Genomic DNA, 17,576 nt, shown 5'->3' on the forward strand with positions numbered 1-17,576 from the left:
GTTTGATGACAGCGGTTCCCGAGGACGGGGCGTGTCCACAACGCCCGTCGGACAGGAATGGAGTAGCGCAAGGCGTAATCCATGCCGTGGATCAATTAGAGATGGTGGTGCGCGGCAGAGCCCGCCTCAGGTCCCGCAGAACGTCTGCAGCACCCGCTGGTCCGGCAGCGGCGGATCGGCGTAGGCCGCATACTCCGGCTGGTCCTCGTATGGCTTGGCCAACACCTTCACCAATTCTTCGAACGGCGCGTAGTCGTCATCCTTCACCGCGGCCTGGATCACGGCCTCGACGCGGTGGTTGCGCGGAATGAAGATCGGGTTGACGGCGTGCATGGCGGCCTGCCGCTCGGCCGCGCTCTGCGGCTCCAGCGCAATACGCGCGCGCCAGCGGGCGGCCCACTCGTCGAAGGTTGCGGGATCCATGAACTGTGCGCGGACGTCGGCGCCGTCATCGCCCGCGGCGTTGCCGAGCTTGCGGAAGGTGAGGGTGAAGTCGGCCTGGTTCTTGGGCATGGCGTCGAGCAGGTCCTGGATCAGCGCTTCGTCGCCATCGCGCTCCGTGAATAGCCCGACTTTCTTGCGCAGGCCGGCCTGATAGGCGGCGCTGAACGTTTCGGCGAAGGCGCCTAGGATGTCCTGGGCTTCCGCGACGGCCTTTTCCTGATCGTCCGAGAACAGCGGCAGCAGGCATTCGGCGAGGCGTGTCAGATTCCACAAGCCGATGCGCGGCTGGTTGGCATAGGCGTAGCGGCCCATCTCGTCGATCGAGGAAAACACCTGCGCGGGATTGTAGGCGTCCATGAACGCGCAGGGGCCGTAATCGATGGTCTCGCCTGAAATCGATGAGTTGTCGGTGTTCATCACGCCATGGATGAAGCCGACCAGCAGCCAGCGCGCGACGAGGTCGGCCTGGCGTGCAACGACGGCAGCGAGCAGGTCGTGATAGGGCCGCTTCGCGTGGAGCAGTTCCGGATAGTGGCGGGCAATGACGTGGTCGGCGAGCCGGCGGATCGCCTCGGTGTCGCGGCGGACCGCGAAGAACTGGAAGGTGCCGACGCGGATGTGGCTGGAGGCGATGCGCGTCAGCACCGCGCCGGGCAGCGCGGTCTCACGGATGACATGCTCGCCGGTGACGACGGCGGCGAGCGAGCGCGTGGTCGGGATGCCCAGCGCATACATCGCTTCGCTGACGATGTATTCGCGCAAGACCGGCCCGAGCGCGGCGCGGCCGTCGCCGCGGCGGGAGAACGGGGTGGGGCCAGATCCCTTGAGCTGGATGTCGCGGCGGATGCCGTCCCTGTCGATGACCTCGCCGAGCAGGATGGCGCGGCCGTCGCCGAGCTGGGGCACGAACTGCCCGAACTGGTGGCCGGCATAGGCCATGGCGATGGGATCGGCCCCGGCGGGAACCGTCTTGCCGGCCAGGATCTCGGCGCCTTCGGGGGTCTCCAGCAGGTCCGGATCGAGCCCGAGCTGGACCGCCAGCGGCCGGTTCAGCTTGATCAGCCGGGGCGCGGCGACCGGGGTCGGCGCGACGCGGGCATAGAAGCTGTCCGGCAGCGCCGAATACGAGTTCTGGAAGGGGAAATGGACCGTCATGGCCTCAAGATAGGGCTGGAACGGTCATCGGCAAAGGCTCCGGCCCTGATAAGCCAAAAATGGGCGCTTCGAGCCCAAATCGGGCCGTTCCCTTGGTTGCCGCCCCCCGCCTCGTCGGGTAAACCCTGCCGCAACTTCGGACCGGTCGTTTCAGGCCGTCCGATTCGCTTCCTCCGACATTGATTTTGGGACGACCATGCATCGCTACCGGTCACATACATGCGGCGCGCTCCGCGAGAGCAACATCGGCGAGACCATCCGCCTCTCGGGCTGGGTCCATCGCGTTCGCGACCATGGCGGCGTGCTGTTCATCGACCTGCGTGACCATTACGGCCTGACCCAGTGCGTGGTCGACCCGGACTCGCCGGCGTTCTCGCTGGCCGAAAAGCTGCGCTCGGAATTCGTGGTCAAGATGGACGGCAAGGTCCGCCGCCGCCCCGAAGGCACCGACAATGACGACCTGCCGACCGGCAAGGTCGAGGTCTATGTCAGCGAGATCGAGGTGCTGGGCCCGGCCGGCGACCTGCCGCTGCCGGTGTTCGGCGACCAGGAATACCCCGAAGACATCAGGCTCAAATATCGCTTCCTGGACCTGCGTCGCGAGAAGCTGCACCAGAACATCATGACGCGCGTCGAGATCATCAAGTCGATGCGCCGGCGCATGGAGGGGCAGGGCTTCTTCGAGTTCAACACGCCGATCCTGACCGCGTCCTCGCCCGAGGGCGCGCGCGACTTCCTGGTGCCCTCGCGCATCCATCCCGGCAAGTTCTACGCGCTGCCGCAGGCGCCGCAGCAGTACAAGCAGCTGCTGATGATGTCGGGCTTCGACCGCTATTTCCAGATCGCGCCCTGTTTCCGCGACGAGGACCCGCGTGCCGACCGTCTGCCCGGCGAGTTCTACCAGCTCGACGTCGAGATGAGCTTTGTCACGCAGGAAGACGTCTTTGCGGCCATGGAGCCCGTCATCACCGGCGTGTTCGAGGAGTTCGCCAAGGGCAAGCCGGTGAGCAAGAACTGGCGCCGCATTCCGTTCGCCGAAGCGCTGCGCAAATACGGCAGCGACAAGCCGGATCTGCGCAACCCCATCGAGATGCAGGACGTCTCCGAACACTTCCGCGGAAGCGGCTTCAAGGTGTTCGCGCGCATGCTCGAAGATCCCAAGAACCAGGTCTGGGCGATCCCGGCCGCGGGCGGCGGCAGCCGCGCGTTCTGCGACCGCATGAACTCGTGGGCGCAAGGCGAGGGCCAGCCCGGCCTCGGCTACATCATGTGGCGCGAGGGCGGCGAGGGCGCAGGTCCTCTCGCGAACAACATCGGGCCCGAGCGCACAGCCGCGATACGCGCGCAGCTCGGCGTGAAGGAAGGCGATGCCGCCTTCTTCGTCGCCGGCGATCCCGACAAGTTCTGGAAGTTCTCTGGTTTGGCCCGCAACAAGGTCGGCGAGGAATTGAACCTCACCGACAAGGAGCGGTTCGAGCTCGCCTGGATCGTCGACTTCCCGATGTACGAGTACAACGAGGACGACAAGAAGGTCGACTTCTCGCACAACCCGTTCTCGATGCCGCAGGGCGGCCTGGAGGCGCTGAAGGGCCAGGATCCGCTGACCATCAAGGCGTTCCAGTACGACATCACCTGCAACGGCTACGAGATCGCCTCGGGCGGCATCCGCAACCACGTGCCGGAAGCAATGGTGAAGGCGTTCGAGATCGCAGGCTACGGCGAGCAGGAAGTGGTCGACCGCTTCGGCGGCATGTACCGCGCCTTCCAGTACGGCGCCCCGCCGCATGGCGGCATGGCCGCCGGCGTCGACCGCATCGTGATGCTGCTCTGCGGCACCACGAACCTGCGCGAGATCTCGCTGTTCCCGATGAACCAGCAGGCCATGGACCTCCTGATGGGCGCACCGTCGGAAGCCACGACAAAACAGCTCCGTGAGCTGCACATCCGGGTGAACCTGCCGCAGAAGTGAGGCTTCGCCTCTCCCCGCAATCGGGGGAGGCTGCCTCCACATCGTCATTGCGAGCGAAGCGAAGCAATCCAGAATCTTTCCGCGGAGGGACTCTGGATTGCTTCGCTGCGCTCGCAATGACGGGGAGGGACCTTCGTGAGTTCAACTGCTACCGCTTCCGTAGCGACAAGACCTACATCCCTGTCGATGCCTCGATCCTGAATTGCGCCAGCGCGACGATCGGCTCGTGGTTCAGCGCGTCCACGAGTTGGAGCATCGGCACCTTGCCGAGTGGCGTCAGCTTGATCGTCAGCGTTTGCCCAGACGTTTGGACGAAGCCGGCAAGTGCATCCACCGCCACCCGGACATCGACATTGGATGCCGCGATTCTTTCGCCCTGAGCCCTTATCATCTCGACGATTGCGCTGCGCGCGGCGTCGCGGCTGACATTCTGCATGCGCGAGAACTGAGCCACGACGAGATCGACGACGCCGTTGTCGCGCAGAGAGAGCTCGAGCGTGCCGGTCTCTATCGGCGCCATCTCACTCATAGCCTCCATCGGGTCGGTCGTGGTGAACAGCCCGCGCGGCACCTTGGCGAGCGCCAAGCTCGCCTGCGCCCGGGCGAGGTTGCCGAGATCGATGGTAGCCGGCGCGAGCGCGAAGGCCCCCGAGGATTCCGTCCAGGCCGCACCGAGATCGAGGTCGATCGCAAGCTTGTCCACACCCGCCATGATCAGCGGCTGCAGCGCAGGATTGGCGGGATCGGTCGGCGTAACCATCTTCACGACCAGATTGGCCTTGCTCGGGATCGACCCGACCAGCTGGCCCCAGTTCAGGCTGATCGTGTCGATGGTGAAGAGCTGCCGCGTGTTCTTATAGGGCGAGACCACGCCCTTGATCTCGGCGCCTTCGAGCACCCGGAACAGTCCCAGCATCTGATCGGGCGAGGGAGGCTGTCCGGGATTGGCGAGGCCGGCCGCCCAGCGGATCAGGTCGACCATTCTGAACGATTTGAGCGCGAAGCGCTCTACCCTCAACTGGCCCTGAGGTGTCGGCGCATCAAGGCCTTCCAGGGCGAATTCAGTCTGGTCGTATCTTACGGCCCTGAGCCTTGCCGTCCCTTGTGGCGTCTCGACCGACTGCTTGCCAATTTCGATCTTGCCAATCTGAAGACCTTCAAGGAAGTCGGCGATCTTCACCATCGAGTCGCGCGACTGCGCCGGCGTCAGGATCGCGTGGTCTGCCGGCACCAACCCCATGATTTCAGCCAGGCGGAATTTTGATGGCCGGATCGCAATATCGTCGACGATGATGCTGTCGGTCTGCACGCGCACGCCCGGCGCCGCCGTCACTGTATAGGAATCGGCCGAGAGGCGCCGGTAGATCCTGTGGAAGCTGTCGTCACCGGACTGTTGCGGATCAAGTGCGACTGCGACGGCGCTTGCGTCGAAATCGTAGGCCGCCACGCCGGACAGCTCGCCGGTCATCTTCGCAGGCTTGCTCGGCTGGGTCAGGTCGAGTGTATAGGTGATGCGATCTGTCTTCGCCGTTTCGACCTTGCCGCGATTGATGTTCTGAATCGCCAGACCCGAATAGACGAAATCTCCATTGCCCGCTTTGCCGGTGCCGGCATCGACGTTGACGGTGATGGTCGGGGCCATGATCGAGGACGCCGAGACCGTCGCGTATTGCAGCAGCGCGAACCGGTACATGTCGATCAACGAGCCGGACAGCGGAGCGCTGTTGGCCGCACGGGTCGGACCGGTAAAGTTGCGAGCTGCAATCTGGGGAATCTTGTAGGTCGCCTTCACCTTGGTCCGATCGGTGTAGGTGATGGCGACTTCGACACCTCCCAGCTCGATGCTGTCAGCCGAGAAACGATCCTCGTCTGCCTGACGTACCCCAAGCGCAGTCACCTTTGCGATCTTGAGGAGAGCCAGCTCCGGCTGGCCGGGCTCGATCACGACATCCTCGATCGTCAGCGTCCGGGTCGCGAGCTCGAACCCGATCTTGCCATGGCCCGCCTTGCCGCCGCCCGAGCGCATCCGCTCGAACGCCGCCTCGACCTCGTTCGTCGCCCGATGCTGAACGTAGAGATTGAAGCCGAACCATCCGCCCGCGGCGAGCACGGCTGCCACGATCAGGCCGATCAGGATGCGCTTCATTCCCAGCTCCAGTTGCCCGTTTTGCACTGCGCAACCTGCCATATTCGCGAAACGCCGCCCGGTCCAGGGAAAGCTATGATTTTCAAATATTTGACCGCGCGCCCTGTTGATGGGGGCGCAATCCGATGTTGCCACCGGGGCGCCGGCCGTGCTTCATCCCGTTTCCACGACCCGGAAATACCCTCCGCTTGGACGATTGCTCCGGATCGTGCATTTTGAGGCCGGTAACGCGAGGCGAGACACCGCATGTCGTCCTATTCCGATGATCTCCACCAGGCGGCGCTCGCCTACCATCGTCTGCCGCGCCCCGGAAAGCTCGAGATCCAGGCAAGCAAGCCGCTTGCCAACCAGCGCGACCTCGCGCTGGCCTATTCCCCGGGCGTTGCCGCCGCCTGCACCGAGATCGCCAAGAACCCGGCGGAAGCCGCGACCCTGACCACCCGCGCCAATCTGGTCGCCGTGGTCTCGAACGGCACCGCGGTGCTCGGCCTCGGCAATATCGGCCCGCTGGCCTCCAAGCCGGTGATGGAGGGCAAGGCCGTCCTGTTCAAGAAATTCGCCGGCATCGACGTGTTCGACATCGAGATCGCCGCCGACACCATCGACCGCGTGGTCGAGACGGTGGCGGCGCTCGAGCCGACCTTCGGCGGCATCAATCTGGAAGACATCCGTGGACCGGAATGCTTCGAGATCGAGGCGCGCCTGAAGGAGCGCATGAAGATCCCGGTCTTCCATGACGACCAGCACGGCACCGCGATCATCGTCGCTGCCGCCATCACCAACGGCCTCCGCCTGAACGGCAAGAAGCTGTCGGACGTCAAGATCGTGGCGTCGGGGGCAGGGGCCGCGGCCATCGCCACGCTCAATCTGCTCGTGTCGATGGGCGCGCAGCGCAAGAACATCTGGGTCTGCGACATCGATGGTCTCGTGCACGAGGGCCGCAACACCTCGATGGACCGCTGGAAGGCGGTCTATGCGCAGAAGACCGACAAGCGTACGCTCGGCGACGTCATCGGCGGCGCCGACATCTTCATCGGCCTGTCGGCACCGGGCGTGCTCAAGCCGGAGATGGCGCAGGCGATGGGCGAGAAGCCGCTGATCATGGCGCTCGCCAATCCGACCCCGGAGATCATGCCGGAGGAGGCGCGCAAGGTGCGCCCCGACGCCATGATCTGCACCGGCCGCTCCGACTATCCGAACCAGGTCAACAACGTCCTGTGCTTCCCCTTCATCTTCCGCGGTGCGCTCGACGTCGGCGCCAGCGCCATCAATGAGGAGATGAAGCACGCCGCGGTCGAAGCCATCGCCCAGCTCGCGCGCGAGGCGCCGTCCGATGCCGTCTCCCAGAGCAGCCTCGACACCGGCGAGACGGGCGGCTTCGGCCCCGGCTCGCTGATCCCCAGCCCCTTTGATCCACGGTTAATTCTACGCATTGCGCCGGCGGTGGCGAAGGCGGCGATGGAGTCCGGCGTCGCGACGCGCCCCATCACCAATTTCGACGAGTATCGCGCGCTGCTCGAGCGCTTCGCCTTCCGCTCCGGCCTCGTCATGAAGCCGATGTTCGCGAAGGCCAAGACCCAGCCGGTGCGCGTGATCTATGCCGAAGGCGAGGACGAGCGCGTGCTGCGCGCCACGCAGGTGGTGCTGGAGGAGAAGTTGGCGACGCCGATCCTGGTCGGCCGTCCATCGGTGGTGGAGGCGCGCATCAAGCGATTCGGCCTGTCGATCAAGGCAGGCAAGGATTTCGACCTCGTCAATCCCGAGGACGATCCGCGCTATCGTTCCTACGTGCAGTCCTATGTCGAGGTCGCCGGCCGCCGCGGCGTGACGCCGGATGCGGCGCGTACGGTGGTGCGCACCAACAACACGGTCATCGCCGCGCTCGCGGTGACGCGCGGGGAGGCGGATGCGATGCTCTGCGGCGTCGAGGGCCGCTATATGAGCCATCTGCGCCATGTCCGCGAGATCGTCGGCTTCTCGCCGGGGATCAGCGACTACGCCGCGCTGGCGCTGCTGATCACCAGCAAGGGTGCATTCTTCATCGCCGACACGCAGGTCCGCCCCAATCCGAGCGCGGAGGAGCTCGCCGAGATCGCCTCGCTGGCGGCGGTCCACGTCCAGCGCTTCAACATCAAGCCGAAGATCGCCTTCGTCTCGCATTCGGATTTCGGCAGCTACGACACCGAATCCTCGCGCAAGATGCGCCGCGCGACCCAGCTCTTGAAGGATAAGCATCCGGAGATCGAGGCCGATGGCGAGATGCAGGGCGACACCGCGCTCTCCGCCGCTGCGCGCCGCATGGTCCTGCCGCACTCCAAGCTCGAGGGTGAGGCCAACATCATGATCATGCCGACGCTGGACACCGCCAACGTCGCCTACCAGATGATCAAGTCGCTGGCGGACGCGCTTCCGGTCGGCCCGATCCTGGTCGGCCCGGCGCGCCCGGCGCACATTCTCACGCCGTCGGTGACCGCGCGCGGCATCCTCAACATGACCGCGGTTGCGGTCGTCGAAGCGCAGGAACGCGCGGCCCGGCAGCAGCCGACGCTGTTTACGTAAGTGCGGTGGTGCAATCCCTTCTCCCCTTGTACAGGGGGAGAAGGGGGACCGCACGCGTGGCGCGCTTTTGAATTGCTCGCAGTTCGTCATTTCCCCGTTTGAAAACCGCAGACGGACTCTTCATAATCCTGGGAAGCGACCCGCGCTTAGCGTTTTGCCAAGAGGCCGATCATGCCAGCGTTCGTGACTTTCGGGCGGATCCTGTTCGCCGTGCTGTTCATCTACACGGGCGCCACCAAGCTCTTTGCCATCCAGGCGACCGCCGATTTCATCGCGACAAAGGTCGTGGTGCCAGACATCGTCGCGCCCTACGCCAAGCAGATCGAGACGGCGACTGCCATGACGACACCGCAGCTGCTGGCGATCGCGGTGGGCGGGCTCGAGGTCATCGCGGGCCTGATGATCGCGCTGAACTTCGGCGCGCGCTTCTTTGCGATGCTGCTGATCATCTACGTCGCGGTCGCAACCGTCCTGTTCTACGATTTCTGGAACCAGGTGCCGCCCGACAATGCCAAGATGCTGGTCGATGCGCTCAAGAATCTCTCGATCATCGGCGCGCTCTGCATGATCATCGGCTACGGCCGCACCACGCGTCCGGCCGAGGCGGCCTACGGGGACGTGTAGGGGCTGCGCTCATAGGGCTCCGGGGACACAAAAGAGGTGGATTACGCCAGCGGACTAGCCTTGGGCTAATCCACCCTGCGCCATGGCGTGACGGTCACGTCATGCGCTGCATCGAGCAGGTAGGGCGCGCCCGGCTTCATCCCGTGGGAGGCCAGCACCTGGTGCGGCGTCCGCTCGGGCACGCCGACAAAACAGCCTTCGCCGCCGGGAAGTCGCACATGGGGGGCTTCCGACAGCCAGAACGTGTCGTAGCGGTCCATGAACATGTCGAACACGACGGGGCCACCGATGATCGCGACGGTGCCGGAGGCGACGTCGGCAAAGGCGCAGGCCTCCGCGAAGCTCGCGTGCTCCGGATTCCACAATGTCGCGTTGGGCATCTCCGGATCGACGGTGAGCGCCCTGATCTTGCGGGTCAGGATCAGGCGCTTGCGCTTCGGCGAATTCGGCTGCTGCTCGTGCGAGCGCCGGCCGTGCACGATCAACGCGGCGCGATCGAGCGCCTGCTCGAAGAACAGCTTGTCACCTTCGAATTTCAACGTCTCAGGCATGATGTGCGACGGATCGGCGAGCATGCCGTCCGCGGAGACGATGACGTAGCCTTCGATACGGAAAGACAATTGCGACGGCTATTCGGAAACGGTCGTCACCACGGAATTGACCGGGCGCTGGCTCACCGTCGGCAGCTTGACGTCCTTAAGCAGCTCCTGGTCGTATTCGGGCAGCGTCGATGCCGGGAATTTCGCGCGCATCGCCACCACCTTGTAGCCGCCGGCCTTCAGGCGCTTGAGCAGCTCGGGCAGGGCTTCGGCGGTGTGCTTCTGGAAGTCGTGCATCAGGACGATGCCCTTGCCCTTGGCGTCGAGCTTCTTCATCACGGTCTCGACCACCTTCTCGGGCTTGGAGGCCTTGAAGTCGAAGGAGTCGATGTCGCAGGAGAAGATCGCGGTGTTGCGGTTGCCGAGATAGGTGACCATCTCCGGCGGATGCTGGAGCGCCGGGAAGCGGAAGAACGGCGAGGGCGAGATGCCGCCGAGCGCCCACTTCACCGCGGAAAGACCCTTCTCGATCTCTTCCTTGCGCTGCGCTTCGGTGAGCTTCTTGTTGTTGAGGTTGGCGTGCGACCAGGTGTGGGTGCCGACCGTGTGGCCGGCAGCATAGACCTGCTTCAGGATCTCCGGCTCGTAGGTCGCGTGCTTGCCGATCGAGAAGAAGATGCCGGTGGTGCATTCATCGGCGAGCGCCTTCAGCACGGCGGGCGTGTTCTTCGGCCAGGGGCCGTCGTCGAAGGTCAGCACCACCTCCTTGTCACGCAGGAAGTCGAGCTCCTTGAAATGCTCGAAGCCGAAGCCTGGACCGCCCGTGGTGTCGATCTCGACCGTGCGGGCGACGCCGAGCGCGCCTTGCGTGTTGCAGGCCGCGCGCGCCGGCTGCGGCGCCTGTTTCGGCGGGGGTGGATTGACGAAGCCTGCCGGCGCGGCGGCTGCTGCGGGTGCAGCTGCCGGAGCCGCAGCGGGCGCTGCGGCGGCCGGTGCTGCCGCCGGTGCGGCTTGGGTGGCGGCGGCGGGCTTGGCGGCCGGCGTCTGCGACCATGCCGCGCCCGTCATCGCTAGAGACATCGCGCTTGCCAAAATCAGTCCTGCCGCCACGCGCATGATGTTGTCCTCGAGATTGATCCCGTTGTTCCGCCGTGGCTTTTCACCTCCGGCCAAACCTTCCCGCCCCAAACGATCCTAGCCTAGATGGTGGGCCCTCGCCATTGCAACGGCTGTTTGGCATCCCGCCACAATTGTGCCCAACCCGATTGGGCCCGCGTCGTGTCAGCTGGCGGCCAGCGACTTGGCGACCGCCGTTTTGACCCGCGTGTCCGTCGGCTCGACCGCGGAGGGAAACACCTCCGCGATATAGCCGTCGCGTCCGATCAGGTATTTGTGGAAGTTCCAGCGCGGAACTTCCCGCGGGCGCGCCTCGGCCGCCCATTTGTAGAACGGATGCGCCTTCGCGCCGATCACCACGGCCTTGGCCGCGATCGGGAAGGTAACGCCGTATTGGTGGTGCGCGGTCTCCGTGATCTCGCCAGCGCCGCCGGGCTCCTGGCTGCCGAAATCATTGGAGGGGACGCCGATCACGGTGAGCCCGCGCTCGCGAAACTCGCCCCAGAGCTCCTGCAAGCCCGCATATTGCGGGGTGTAGCCGCAGAGCGAGGCGGTATTGACCACCAGCAGCGGTTTGCCAGTGAAGGCGGCAAGACGGATGTCGTCGCCGGACAGGGCCGGGAAGGTGAAGGCATAGGCCGATACCCGGCTCATGCCGCCCTCGGCGTAGGCGCGCGTCATCGGCGCGGCTGCACCTGCAAGCGCCGCGATGAGCAGTGTCCTGCGATTCATCATGACGGCGTCCCCCGAAATGATCCGGGACGGATGTTACTCCACCGGCACAATCGGACCGCTCAACACCGCGTTATCTCTTGCTAGTACAGGCGGACGATGAAATCGGTGCCTTCGCCGGTCTCGCCCTGGTTGATGCCCTGGTCGGAGACGATGATCGAGCCGCCGGAGGTCAGCATCTCGTTGATCTTCGCCATGGTGTCGGCGGGGACCGAGATGCGGTCGAGCGCCTCAGTCGGGCTGTCCGGCGTCACCACCGGCTTTGCGGCGACGGGGATCAATGCGGCGCCACCCTTGCGGCGCGCAACACGGCCGTCATCCTCGCGTGCGGCGGAGCGGGCGGTGACGGGCAGCGACACCACCGACCAATGCAGCGCATTGGAATCGGCCTTGTCGATTTCGGCGGTGAAGACATGCGTGCCGAGCGGCCGGTCGCTCGCTGAGATCGTGACCGGTACCTCGAACAGCGGCGAAAAATTCTGTCGCACGTAGAGCTTGGAATCCTTGCGGCTGATGAAGACGGCGATCTGACCGGCCCGCTTGAGCGCATCCGGCTTTACGACCGGAGCGGGATCGGCGGGGCGGGTCTCGTCCTTCTTCAGGTCGGGCGAGGCGGCCACTGCCGGCGCATCGGGCTTCTTGGCGGAGTCGGCGGCTTCAGTCTTTGCAGGCTCAGTCTTCGCCGTCTCGGGCTTTGGCGCGTCGCTCTTGGCAGCCTCGACCTTGTCGCCGGTCGCCGTCGGAGCCTTGGGCGCTTCCGCGGCCTCGGCGATCTTCGTCTCGGACGTCGCCGGCATGTCAACCTTGTCGGCCGATGCGGCAGCCTCGCTGCGCGCCGGTGCGTTGCCGGTCGTGATGTCCGACATCACGGTGTGGCCGACCGACGAGCGCAGCTCCAGCATTGCCTCGGCGCTGGCGGTCTTGGTCTCGAGCGGCTTGGCTTCGGTGACCTTGGCGGCCGCGCCCTTGTCGGCCTTGTCGCCGGCATTGGTCTGCGGCTCCAGGCTGGCCGCGGGCTGCGGCGGCACGCGCAACGAGGCGAGCAGCGGATGCTGGAAGCTGTGCGGCGTCATCTCGGCGGGCGAGACGATGACGCGCGCACCCATCTTGGTCCAGTTCCACATCTTCACCGCGAACGCCATCGGCATGCGGATGCAGCCGTGCGAGGCCGGATAGCCCGGCAGCACGCCGGCATGCATGGCAACGCCGGACCAGGTGATCCGCTGCATGTACGGCATCGGCGCGCCGCTATAGATGTTGGAGTGGTGGAATTTGTGCTTCTGGATGACGCTGAAGACACCCATGGGCGTCGAATGGCCCTTCATGCCGGTCGACACCGGAGATTCCGCGAACACGCCGTTGGTGTCGTAGACCGTCACCTTCTGCCGGTCGATCGAGACGACGATGACGAGGGGACCTTGCGGCTTGCTGCCGGCTTCCTTCTCGGCGACGATCGCTTTCTTGCCCGCGGCGCCGCGCTTCTGCGGCGGCTTCTGGCGCGGAATGTCGGGATGCCGATCCTGCCGGGCGTAATAGGACCCGTCGGAATAATCCGTCCAGTAGTAAAACGCTGCGTCAGCCTGGCTTGCCGTACCGATCGCACCCGCCGCCGCCAAAATGGCGACCTGCCAAATCCGCGCTGGCTTGGCAGCAAAACCGGATACGCTCACGCTGTTCATCCTCGAATCCATAATCCAAATCATTAGTCTCGCAGAGGGGATACGCGTTCACCAGCAGAGCGGTTCTGCCATCAGCTAATTTTGTCCTAGACGTATCAAAAAAGCCTCACGGACCGGTAAACGGCGGCCGCGCCCGGCTTGCCGTCATCTTCCTGACCGGCCGGCCGATGCCTACATTGCGGGGACTTGTTACCGGAGAACTTCATGTCATCTCGTTTCCCCGGTCTTTCCGGCATCCGCTTGAAAGGCCTAGCTTTATTCCTCCTGGCCCTGGTCGTGCCGCTGGCTTCCGCATCCGCCGCTGATGAGCCCGATCTGATCTTCCGCCGCTCCACCGTGTTCAAATGGATGAGCCCGAACGACAAGCTCGCGACCTATGGTCTCGACGACCCCGAGGTCGAGGGCGTCGCCTGCCATTTTACCGTGCCGGAGAAGGGCGGTTTCAAGGGCTGGCTCGGCCTTGCCGAGGAGGTCTCTGACATCTCGCTGGCCTGCCGCCAGGTCGGCCCGATCAAGTTCAAGGCCAAGATGGAGCAGGGCGATGACATGTTCCGCCAGCGCCGCTCGCTGTTCTTCAAGAAGATGCAGATCGTGCGCGGCTGTGACGCCAAGCGTAACGTGCTGGTCTACATGGTCTATTCGGACAAGCTGATCGAGGGTTCGCCGAAGAACTCGACCTCGACCGTGCCGATCATGCCGTGGGGACCGGCTGACGCCAACGTCCAGAAGTGCGGTGAATTTTTCACTCAGTGACGCACTTGCGTTCACTCCAGTGACGCTCTTGCGTTCACTCAGTGACGCTCTTTGCGTTCACTCAGTGACGCGTTCGCGGCTGACGCGCGGTTTTGCGAGATGCGAGCCGGTCAGCCGCACGAACATCTGCGGTGCGGCTTCGAAGCCGCGGCTTGATTGCAGCGCCATTTCGTTCGCCGAAGTGGCGCGGTTGCGAACAGGTCGTTGATCCCCGCGGTCCGTCCGCAGGTCCGTCTCGCGCGGCGTTGCGCGATCTTGCGCCATCATGATGGCCATTCCTCACGTGGATGCGCCCGGTGATCCCGGCGTCTCGGTTTCGATGGCTTGGGTCGCGGCCGAAGCGTCCCCGGTTCGACGGGACCCAGCCTTCGTTGGCTTCTCTTCAGCAGAAAAACGTAAAACGCATGTGAAGCGTGCAAGGCGGGCGCATGACGATGCCGGCGTCCGGTACCGTTGCGCACCGCGAGAGCGCCTTGCGAGGCCGCTTTGAGTTGCGGTGCAACGTGACTGAAATGATTGGCATTTTTCGAGAATTGTTTCGTCGCCTCGAACGGGACGAAACAATTCGCACGCGGATGAAACCATTTTCCGCGTTTGGCGCATCACGCGCGAAACCGCCCATGGTTATCAGCTTCACAACGACGACGGCGCACTGCCGGCCACGGAATTGAGGGACAAGACCATGCGCGCGCTCAGCTTTATCCTTGCTTTCGGCTTTGTGCTCGCCGGTTCCTCATTCGCGGGCATGCCCGACGGCAATCTCCCTGGCATCGGTACTTTCCAGTACACCGGCTCGCCGGTCGTGACGCCTGCGCCGCATCCGATCGTTGTGGCCGCACGCTTCTGATCGCGAACGAAACAATCAGCCGGCAATGGCCATCATGTTGCTTCGTTTCTGCGCCGCAGCGTTTATCGCCCTCCTGACGATCAATTCCGTGCAGGCGCAGGTGCGCGCGCCGTCGCGGCTGCCGGATCCACGCAGCGAATTCGTGCGCCAGTGCGCGCCGCGCATGCTGGGACGCTGGGAGCATCCGGAAGAGGTCTGCGGCTGCCTGCACGACCATGCCGCCGCTGTGGTCGAGGACCGCGATTTGCGCGAAGCGCTGCTGCGCGGCATCAGCGAGACGGGCGTGCCGACGATCGAGACCGATTGGGTGCCGACGTCAAAGCAAAGCGAGATCGGCCCGACCTTCACCAAGATCGCCAAGCCGACCCTGCAGTGCATGTTCGATCCGGCGAAGTAGCTTCTCAGCTCATCATTTTGTTTTCGGCCCTTGCCGCGGCACGCAGGAACTCGTGCGCGAGACGCCCTTGTCGGTCATCTTTGCGCCGCGCACTTCCTTGACCTGTCCGGCCGGGCAGGTTCCGTCGTCCACGAGCACGCGCTGGCCGAGCTTCAGATCCACGATGTCCTGCTCGCGTCCGATGGTGGCCGCGCGTGCCGTCGAGGCAAGCGCGATGGAGATCAGGAGCGAGAAGCAGGTCGCCTGGCGCAGCAGCATGATGTGAGGTCCCAGCATCGATGCCGCAATCTAGGGAGGGACGGGCGATTCTCATAGTGAAGCTTCGTCACGCCCGGCGGGCCGACTTGCTCCTTGCGCTCAAGGCCGCGCGCGATTCCCGTGCGAGCCGCTCGGCGGATGCCACGAGTTGTGGTACCGCATGCCCGGAAAATCCCAGCACGAAGCCGGGCAGGGGCCGTGCGCGCGAATAGGTGTCGGCGAGTAGCCAGCCCTCCGCCCCGGCAGCCTGCTTGGCCGCTGCTGCGACCGACAGTTCGACCGATGGATCGAACCGGGCGACAAGATGCAGGCCCTGCGACGGCACCGGCACGGACAGCAGGCCGTCAGACCTCGCCTCCAGCGTCCCGGCCAGCGCATCGCGCGCCTCGCGATAGAGCTTTCGCACCCGTTTCAGGTTCGCGGCGAAGGCGCCGGAATTGAGCATGTCGGCCACCGCGCCTTCCATCAGCGTTCCGGGAAAGCGGTCGAGCGCGGCCCGCGCGGCGGTCACGTCGCTGATCAGGCGCTCGGGCAGGGCGCAATAACCGATGCGCAGGCCCGGAAACAGCGTCTTGGCGAACGTGCCCATGTAGATCACGCGCTGGAGGTGGTCGATGCCGGCAAGCGACATCAGCGGCGCGCCGTCATAGCGGAACTCGCTGTCGTAATCGTCCTCCAGCACGAAGGCACCGGCCTGCCTCGCCCAGTCCAGCAGCTCCAGCCGCCGCGGCATCGACATCTGCACGCCAAGCGGAAACTGATGCGACGGCGTCACATAGGCCGCGCGCGCGGAGGGCGCCGCAGTACGTCCCTTGGCAATGCGCATGCCGTGCTCATCCACTGGGACGGCGACGGCGCGATAGCCGCAATGCGCGATGGTTTTTCGCGCGGCGGGGTAGCCAGGGTCCTCGCACCACACTTGATCGCCCGCCTTCAGGATCGCACTCAGCACGATTCGCAGCGCGTGCAGCGTGCCCGAGGTCAGCATGATCTGATCGGGATCGCAGCGCAGGCCGCGCGCCGACAGCAGGTGGTCGGCAATCGCAGCACGCAGCTCGCGGCTGCCGCGGGGATCGCCATAGTGCAGGTGCTCGGACCCGAATGCGCGCATGCGGCGGCCGACGAAAGCGCGAAACCGTTGCACGGCACGCTCGTCGATATGGGTGCAGCCGAGCGCGAACGCGCCTTGGCCTGGCGTCTCCACCTTCACCTTCGGCTTCTTCGGCTCGGTCGCGCGCGCCGGAATCCGCGCGACGACGAAGGTGCCGGAGCCCACGGTTGCGTCGGCAAAGCCGTCGGCGATCAGCCGTTCGTAGGCGGTGACGACGGCGTTGCGCCGAAGGCCCGTTTGCGTCGCCAGCGTCCGCGACGGCGGCAGCGACTCGCCGGGCTTGACGAGGCCGGAGACGATCATCTCGCACAGCGCCTGGTACAGCCGGTGCGCGGCGGAGGCGCCAGCCGTGATGTGCGCCCCGGTAAGATCGAGCGGCAGCTCGGCTTTGGTGGCCGCGGGAGAATTGGTCGGAATTTTTCGCATGGAATTGGCACTATCGCAGACCAAATCGGCCGCTACAACTGGTCTGGAATTGTTCCAAGCCCGACAGGAGCGGCCGTGAGCCAGACCGAGAGCCAAAATTCCTATCCGACCTCAACGCGCAACCAGGTCAAGCGCCGTCACGACCGCGGCTTCTACGATCACGACACGGTTCATCGCATCCTGGATTCCTCGATGCTCTGTCACGTCTCCTATGTGATCGACGGCCAGCCCTATTGCACGCCGACCTTCTTCTGGCGCGAGGGGACGAGGCTCTATTGGCACGGTTCGAGCGCGAGCCGCATGTTGCGCAACCAGACCAAAGGCGAGCGAGTCTGCCTGACGGTTGCCCATCTCGATAGCCTCGTGCTGGCGCGTTGCGGCTTCAACCATTCTGCCGATTATCGCGCGGTGATGGCGTTCGGCACCGCCTATCTCGTCACCGACTCCGAGGAAAAGGAACGGGCGGTGATCGCCATGGTCGACCGTTTCTTCCCGGACCGCACCGCGAGCCTGCGGGCGAGCAGCGCGCAGGAGATCAAGGCGACCTCCTTCATAGCCATGGAGATCGAGGAAGCCTCGGCAAAAATCCGCGCCAAGGGCGTCGCCGATGACGACGAGGATTATGCGTTGCCGATCTATGCCGAGCGCATTCCCGTGCGCACCGTGCTCGGCGCGCCGGAACCTTGCGCGCGCCTGCTCGACGGCGTGAACCGGCCAGCGACGCTCAATGGCTATTCGGAAGGCCGACTGCTCGAAGATGCATTGCGGGATGCATATTTTGTGGAGTACCCGAACGGCTGAAATCGGCTAGCTTGCGCGCT

The 17,576-nt window shown here is 64.9% G+C and carries 16 protein-coding genes; 7 read left to right on the forward strand and 9 right to left on the reverse strand.

All coding sequences use genetic code 11. The annotated features are described in order from the left end of the window. Positions 1 to 126: 126 nt before the first annotated feature. The gene (locus tag IQ16_RS22550; RefSeq protein WP_018645431.1) at positions 127 to 1,599 is read right to left on the reverse strand and encodes a protein adenylyltransferase SelO; all 1,473 of its coding nucleotides are present in this window, start codon (positions 1,597 to 1,599) and stop codon (positions 127 to 129) included. Positions 1,600 to 1,795: 196 nt separating this feature from the next. Here IQ16_RS22550 and aspS point away from each other — a divergent pair, with 196 nt between their 5' ends. Beyond that, positions 1,796 to 3,568: an aspartate--tRNA ligase gene (gene aspS, locus IQ16_RS22555; RefSeq protein ID WP_018645432.1), complete on the forward strand. Its 1,773-nt coding sequence runs from the start codon at positions 1,796 to 1,798 to the stop codon at positions 3,566 to 3,568. A 172-nt stretch (positions 3,569 to 3,740) separates the two neighbouring features. On the opposite strand, the gene IQ16_RS22560 is transcribed toward aspS, so the two are convergent. Beyond that, positions 3,741 to 5,714 (reverse strand): hypothetical protein, encoded by a 1,974-nt coding sequence (locus IQ16_RS22560; protein ID WP_018645433.1) that lies wholly within the window; start codon positions 5,712 to 5,714, stop codon positions 3,741 to 3,743. 246 nt (positions 5,715 to 5,960) lie between these two features. Here IQ16_RS22560 and IQ16_RS22565 point away from each other — a divergent pair, with 246 nt between their 5' ends. Both IQ16_RS22565 and IQ16_RS22570 read left to right on the forward strand, forming a co-directional pair. Further along, a complete protein-coding gene (locus tag IQ16_RS22565; RefSeq protein WP_018645434.1) occupies positions 5,961 to 8,273 on the forward strand; it encodes an NADP-dependent malic enzyme in 2,313 nt (770 codons plus the stop codon). A gap of 171 nt (positions 8,274 to 8,444) precedes the next feature. Continuing rightward, on the forward strand, positions 8,445 to 8,897 hold the full coding sequence (locus IQ16_RS22570; protein ID WP_018645435.1) for a DoxX family membrane protein: 453 nt from the start codon (positions 8,445 to 8,447) through the stop codon (positions 8,895 to 8,897). A 65-nt stretch (positions 8,898 to 8,962) separates the two neighbouring features. Here IQ16_RS22570 and IQ16_RS22575 read toward each other — a convergent pair whose 3' ends face one another. From IQ16_RS22575 to IQ16_RS22590, 4 genes are all read right to left on the reverse strand, one after another. Continuing rightward, positions 8,963 to 9,517, reverse strand: a complete 555-nt coding sequence (locus IQ16_RS22575; RefSeq protein WP_018644755.1) for a dihydrofolate reductase family protein — start codon at positions 9,515 to 9,517, stop codon at positions 8,963 to 8,965. Positions 9,518 to 9,526: 9 nt separating this feature from the next. Then, on the reverse strand, positions 9,527 to 10,552 hold the full coding sequence (locus tag IQ16_RS22580; RefSeq protein WP_026312263.1) for a polysaccharide deacetylase family protein: 1,026 nt from the start codon (positions 10,550 to 10,552) through the stop codon (positions 9,527 to 9,529). A 165-nt stretch (positions 10,553 to 10,717) separates the two neighbouring features. Next, positions 10,718 to 11,287 (reverse strand): glutathione peroxidase, encoded by a 570-nt coding sequence (locus tag IQ16_RS22585; protein ID WP_018644753.1) that lies wholly within the window; start codon positions 11,285 to 11,287, stop codon positions 10,718 to 10,720. 80 nt (positions 11,288 to 11,367) lie between these two features. Beyond that, complete coding sequence (locus IQ16_RS22590; protein ID WP_020607961.1) at positions 11,368 to 12,963, reverse strand: L,D-transpeptidase; 1,596 nt, start codon at positions 12,961 to 12,963, stop codon at positions 11,368 to 11,370. A 204-nt stretch (positions 12,964 to 13,167) separates the two neighbouring features. On the opposite strand from IQ16_RS22590, the gene IQ16_RS22595 reads away from it, so the two are divergent. After that, the gene (locus tag IQ16_RS22595; protein WP_018644751.1) at positions 13,168 to 13,716 is read left to right on the forward strand and encodes a CreA family protein; all 549 of its coding nucleotides are present in this window, start codon (positions 13,168 to 13,170) and stop codon (positions 13,714 to 13,716) included. A 57-nt stretch (positions 13,717 to 13,773) separates the two neighbouring features. On the opposite strand, the gene IQ16_RS22600 is transcribed toward IQ16_RS22595, so the two are convergent. Next, positions 13,774 to 13,983, reverse strand: coding sequence for a hypothetical protein (locus tag IQ16_RS22600; protein WP_026312262.1), 210 nt, complete (start codon positions 13,981 to 13,983; stop codon positions 13,774 to 13,776). 415 nt (positions 13,984 to 14,398) lie between these two features. Here IQ16_RS22600 and IQ16_RS45765 point away from each other — a divergent pair, with 415 nt between their 5' ends. Then, positions 14,399 to 14,563: a hypothetical protein gene (locus IQ16_RS45765; protein ID WP_018644749.1), complete on the forward strand. Its 165-nt coding sequence runs from the start codon at positions 14,399 to 14,401 to the stop codon at positions 14,561 to 14,563. Positions 14,564 to 14,597: 34 nt separating this feature from the next. Continuing rightward, on the forward strand, positions 14,598 to 14,960 hold the full coding sequence (locus IQ16_RS22605) for a hypothetical protein (protein WP_026312261.1): 363 nt from the start codon (positions 14,598 to 14,600) through the stop codon (positions 14,958 to 14,960). A gap of 12 nt (positions 14,961 to 14,972) precedes the next feature. Here the strand turns inward: IQ16_RS22605 and IQ16_RS22610 are convergent, their stop codons facing one another. Both IQ16_RS22610 and pdxR read right to left on the reverse strand, forming a co-directional pair. Beyond that, positions 14,973 to 15,218 carry a DUF6719 family protein gene (locus IQ16_RS22610; protein WP_018644747.1) on the reverse strand — a complete coding sequence of 82 codons (246 nt, stop codon included), beginning with the start codon at positions 15,216 to 15,218 and terminating at the stop codon, positions 14,973 to 14,975. A 67-nt stretch (positions 15,219 to 15,285) separates the two neighbouring features. After that, entirely contained in the window at positions 15,286 to 16,755 is a 1,470-nt protein-coding gene (pdxR, locus tag IQ16_RS22615) for a MocR-like pyridoxine biosynthesis transcription factor PdxR (protein WP_018644746.1), read from the reverse strand. A 75-nt stretch (positions 16,756 to 16,830) separates the two neighbouring features. Here pdxR and IQ16_RS22620 point away from each other — a divergent pair, with 75 nt between their 5' ends. Then, positions 16,831 to 17,556, forward strand: coding sequence for a pyridoxamine 5'-phosphate oxidase family protein (locus IQ16_RS22620; RefSeq protein ID WP_018644745.1), 726 nt, complete (start codon positions 16,831 to 16,833; stop codon positions 17,554 to 17,556). Positions 17,557 to 17,576 lie beyond the last annotated feature (20 nt).

The sequence above is a fragment of the Bradyrhizobium huanghuaihaiense genome (assembly GCF_007830635.1).
Taxonomy (GTDB): domain Bacteria; phylum Pseudomonadota; class Alphaproteobacteria; order Rhizobiales; family Xanthobacteraceae; genus Bradyrhizobium; species Bradyrhizobium huanghuaihaiense.

Excerpts from the sequence above, each read along its gene's own strand:
- IQ16_RS22595 (WP_018644751.1), top strand. The coding sequence starts at position 13,168 with ATGTCATCTCGTTTCCCCGGTCTTTCCGGCATCCGCTTGAAAGGCCTA.
- IQ16_RS22565 (WP_018645434.1), top strand. The coding sequence starts at position 5,961 with ATGTCGTCCTATTCCGATGATCTCCACCAGGCGGCGCTCGCCTACCAT.
- IQ16_RS22605 (WP_026312261.1), top strand. The coding sequence starts at position 14,598 with ATGTTGCTTCGTTTCTGCGCCGCAGCGTTTATCGCCCTCCTGACGATC.
- IQ16_RS22600 (WP_026312262.1), bottom strand. The coding sequence starts at position 13,983 with ATGATGGCGCAAGATCGCGCAACGCCGCGCGAGACGGACCTGCGGACG.
- pdxR (WP_018644746.1), bottom strand. The coding sequence starts at position 16,755 with ATGCGAAAAATTCCGACCAATTCTCCCGCGGCCACCAAAGCCGAGCTG.
- IQ16_RS22560 (WP_018645433.1), bottom strand. The coding sequence starts at position 5,714 with ATGAAGCGCATCCTGATCGGCCTGATCGTGGCAGCCGTGCTCGCCGCG.
- IQ16_RS22570 (WP_018645435.1), top strand. The coding sequence starts at position 8,445 with ATGCCAGCGTTCGTGACTTTCGGGCGGATCCTGTTCGCCGTGCTGTTC.
- IQ16_RS22550 (WP_018645431.1), bottom strand. The coding sequence starts at position 1,599 with ATGACGGTCCATTTCCCCTTCCAGAACTCGTATTCGGCGCTGCCGGAC.
- IQ16_RS22585 (WP_018644753.1), bottom strand. The coding sequence starts at position 11,287 with ATGATGAATCGCAGGACACTGCTCATCGCGGCGCTTGCAGGTGCAGCC.
- IQ16_RS22580 (WP_026312263.1), bottom strand. The coding sequence starts at position 10,552 with ATGCGCGTGGCGGCAGGACTGATTTTGGCAAGCGCGATGTCTCTAGCG.
- aspS (WP_018645432.1), top strand. The coding sequence starts at position 1,796 with ATGCATCGCTACCGGTCACATACATGCGGCGCGCTCCGCGAGAGCAAC.
- IQ16_RS45765 (WP_018644749.1), top strand. The coding sequence starts at position 14,399 with ATGCGCGCGCTCAGCTTTATCCTTGCTTTCGGCTTTGTGCTCGCCGGT.
- IQ16_RS22610 (WP_018644747.1), bottom strand. The coding sequence starts at position 15,218 with ATGCTGCTGCGCCAGGCGACCTGCTTCTCGCTCCTGATCTCCATCGCG.
- IQ16_RS22590 (WP_020607961.1), bottom strand. The coding sequence starts at position 12,963 with ATGAACAGCGTGAGCGTATCCGGTTTTGCTGCCAAGCCAGCGCGGATT.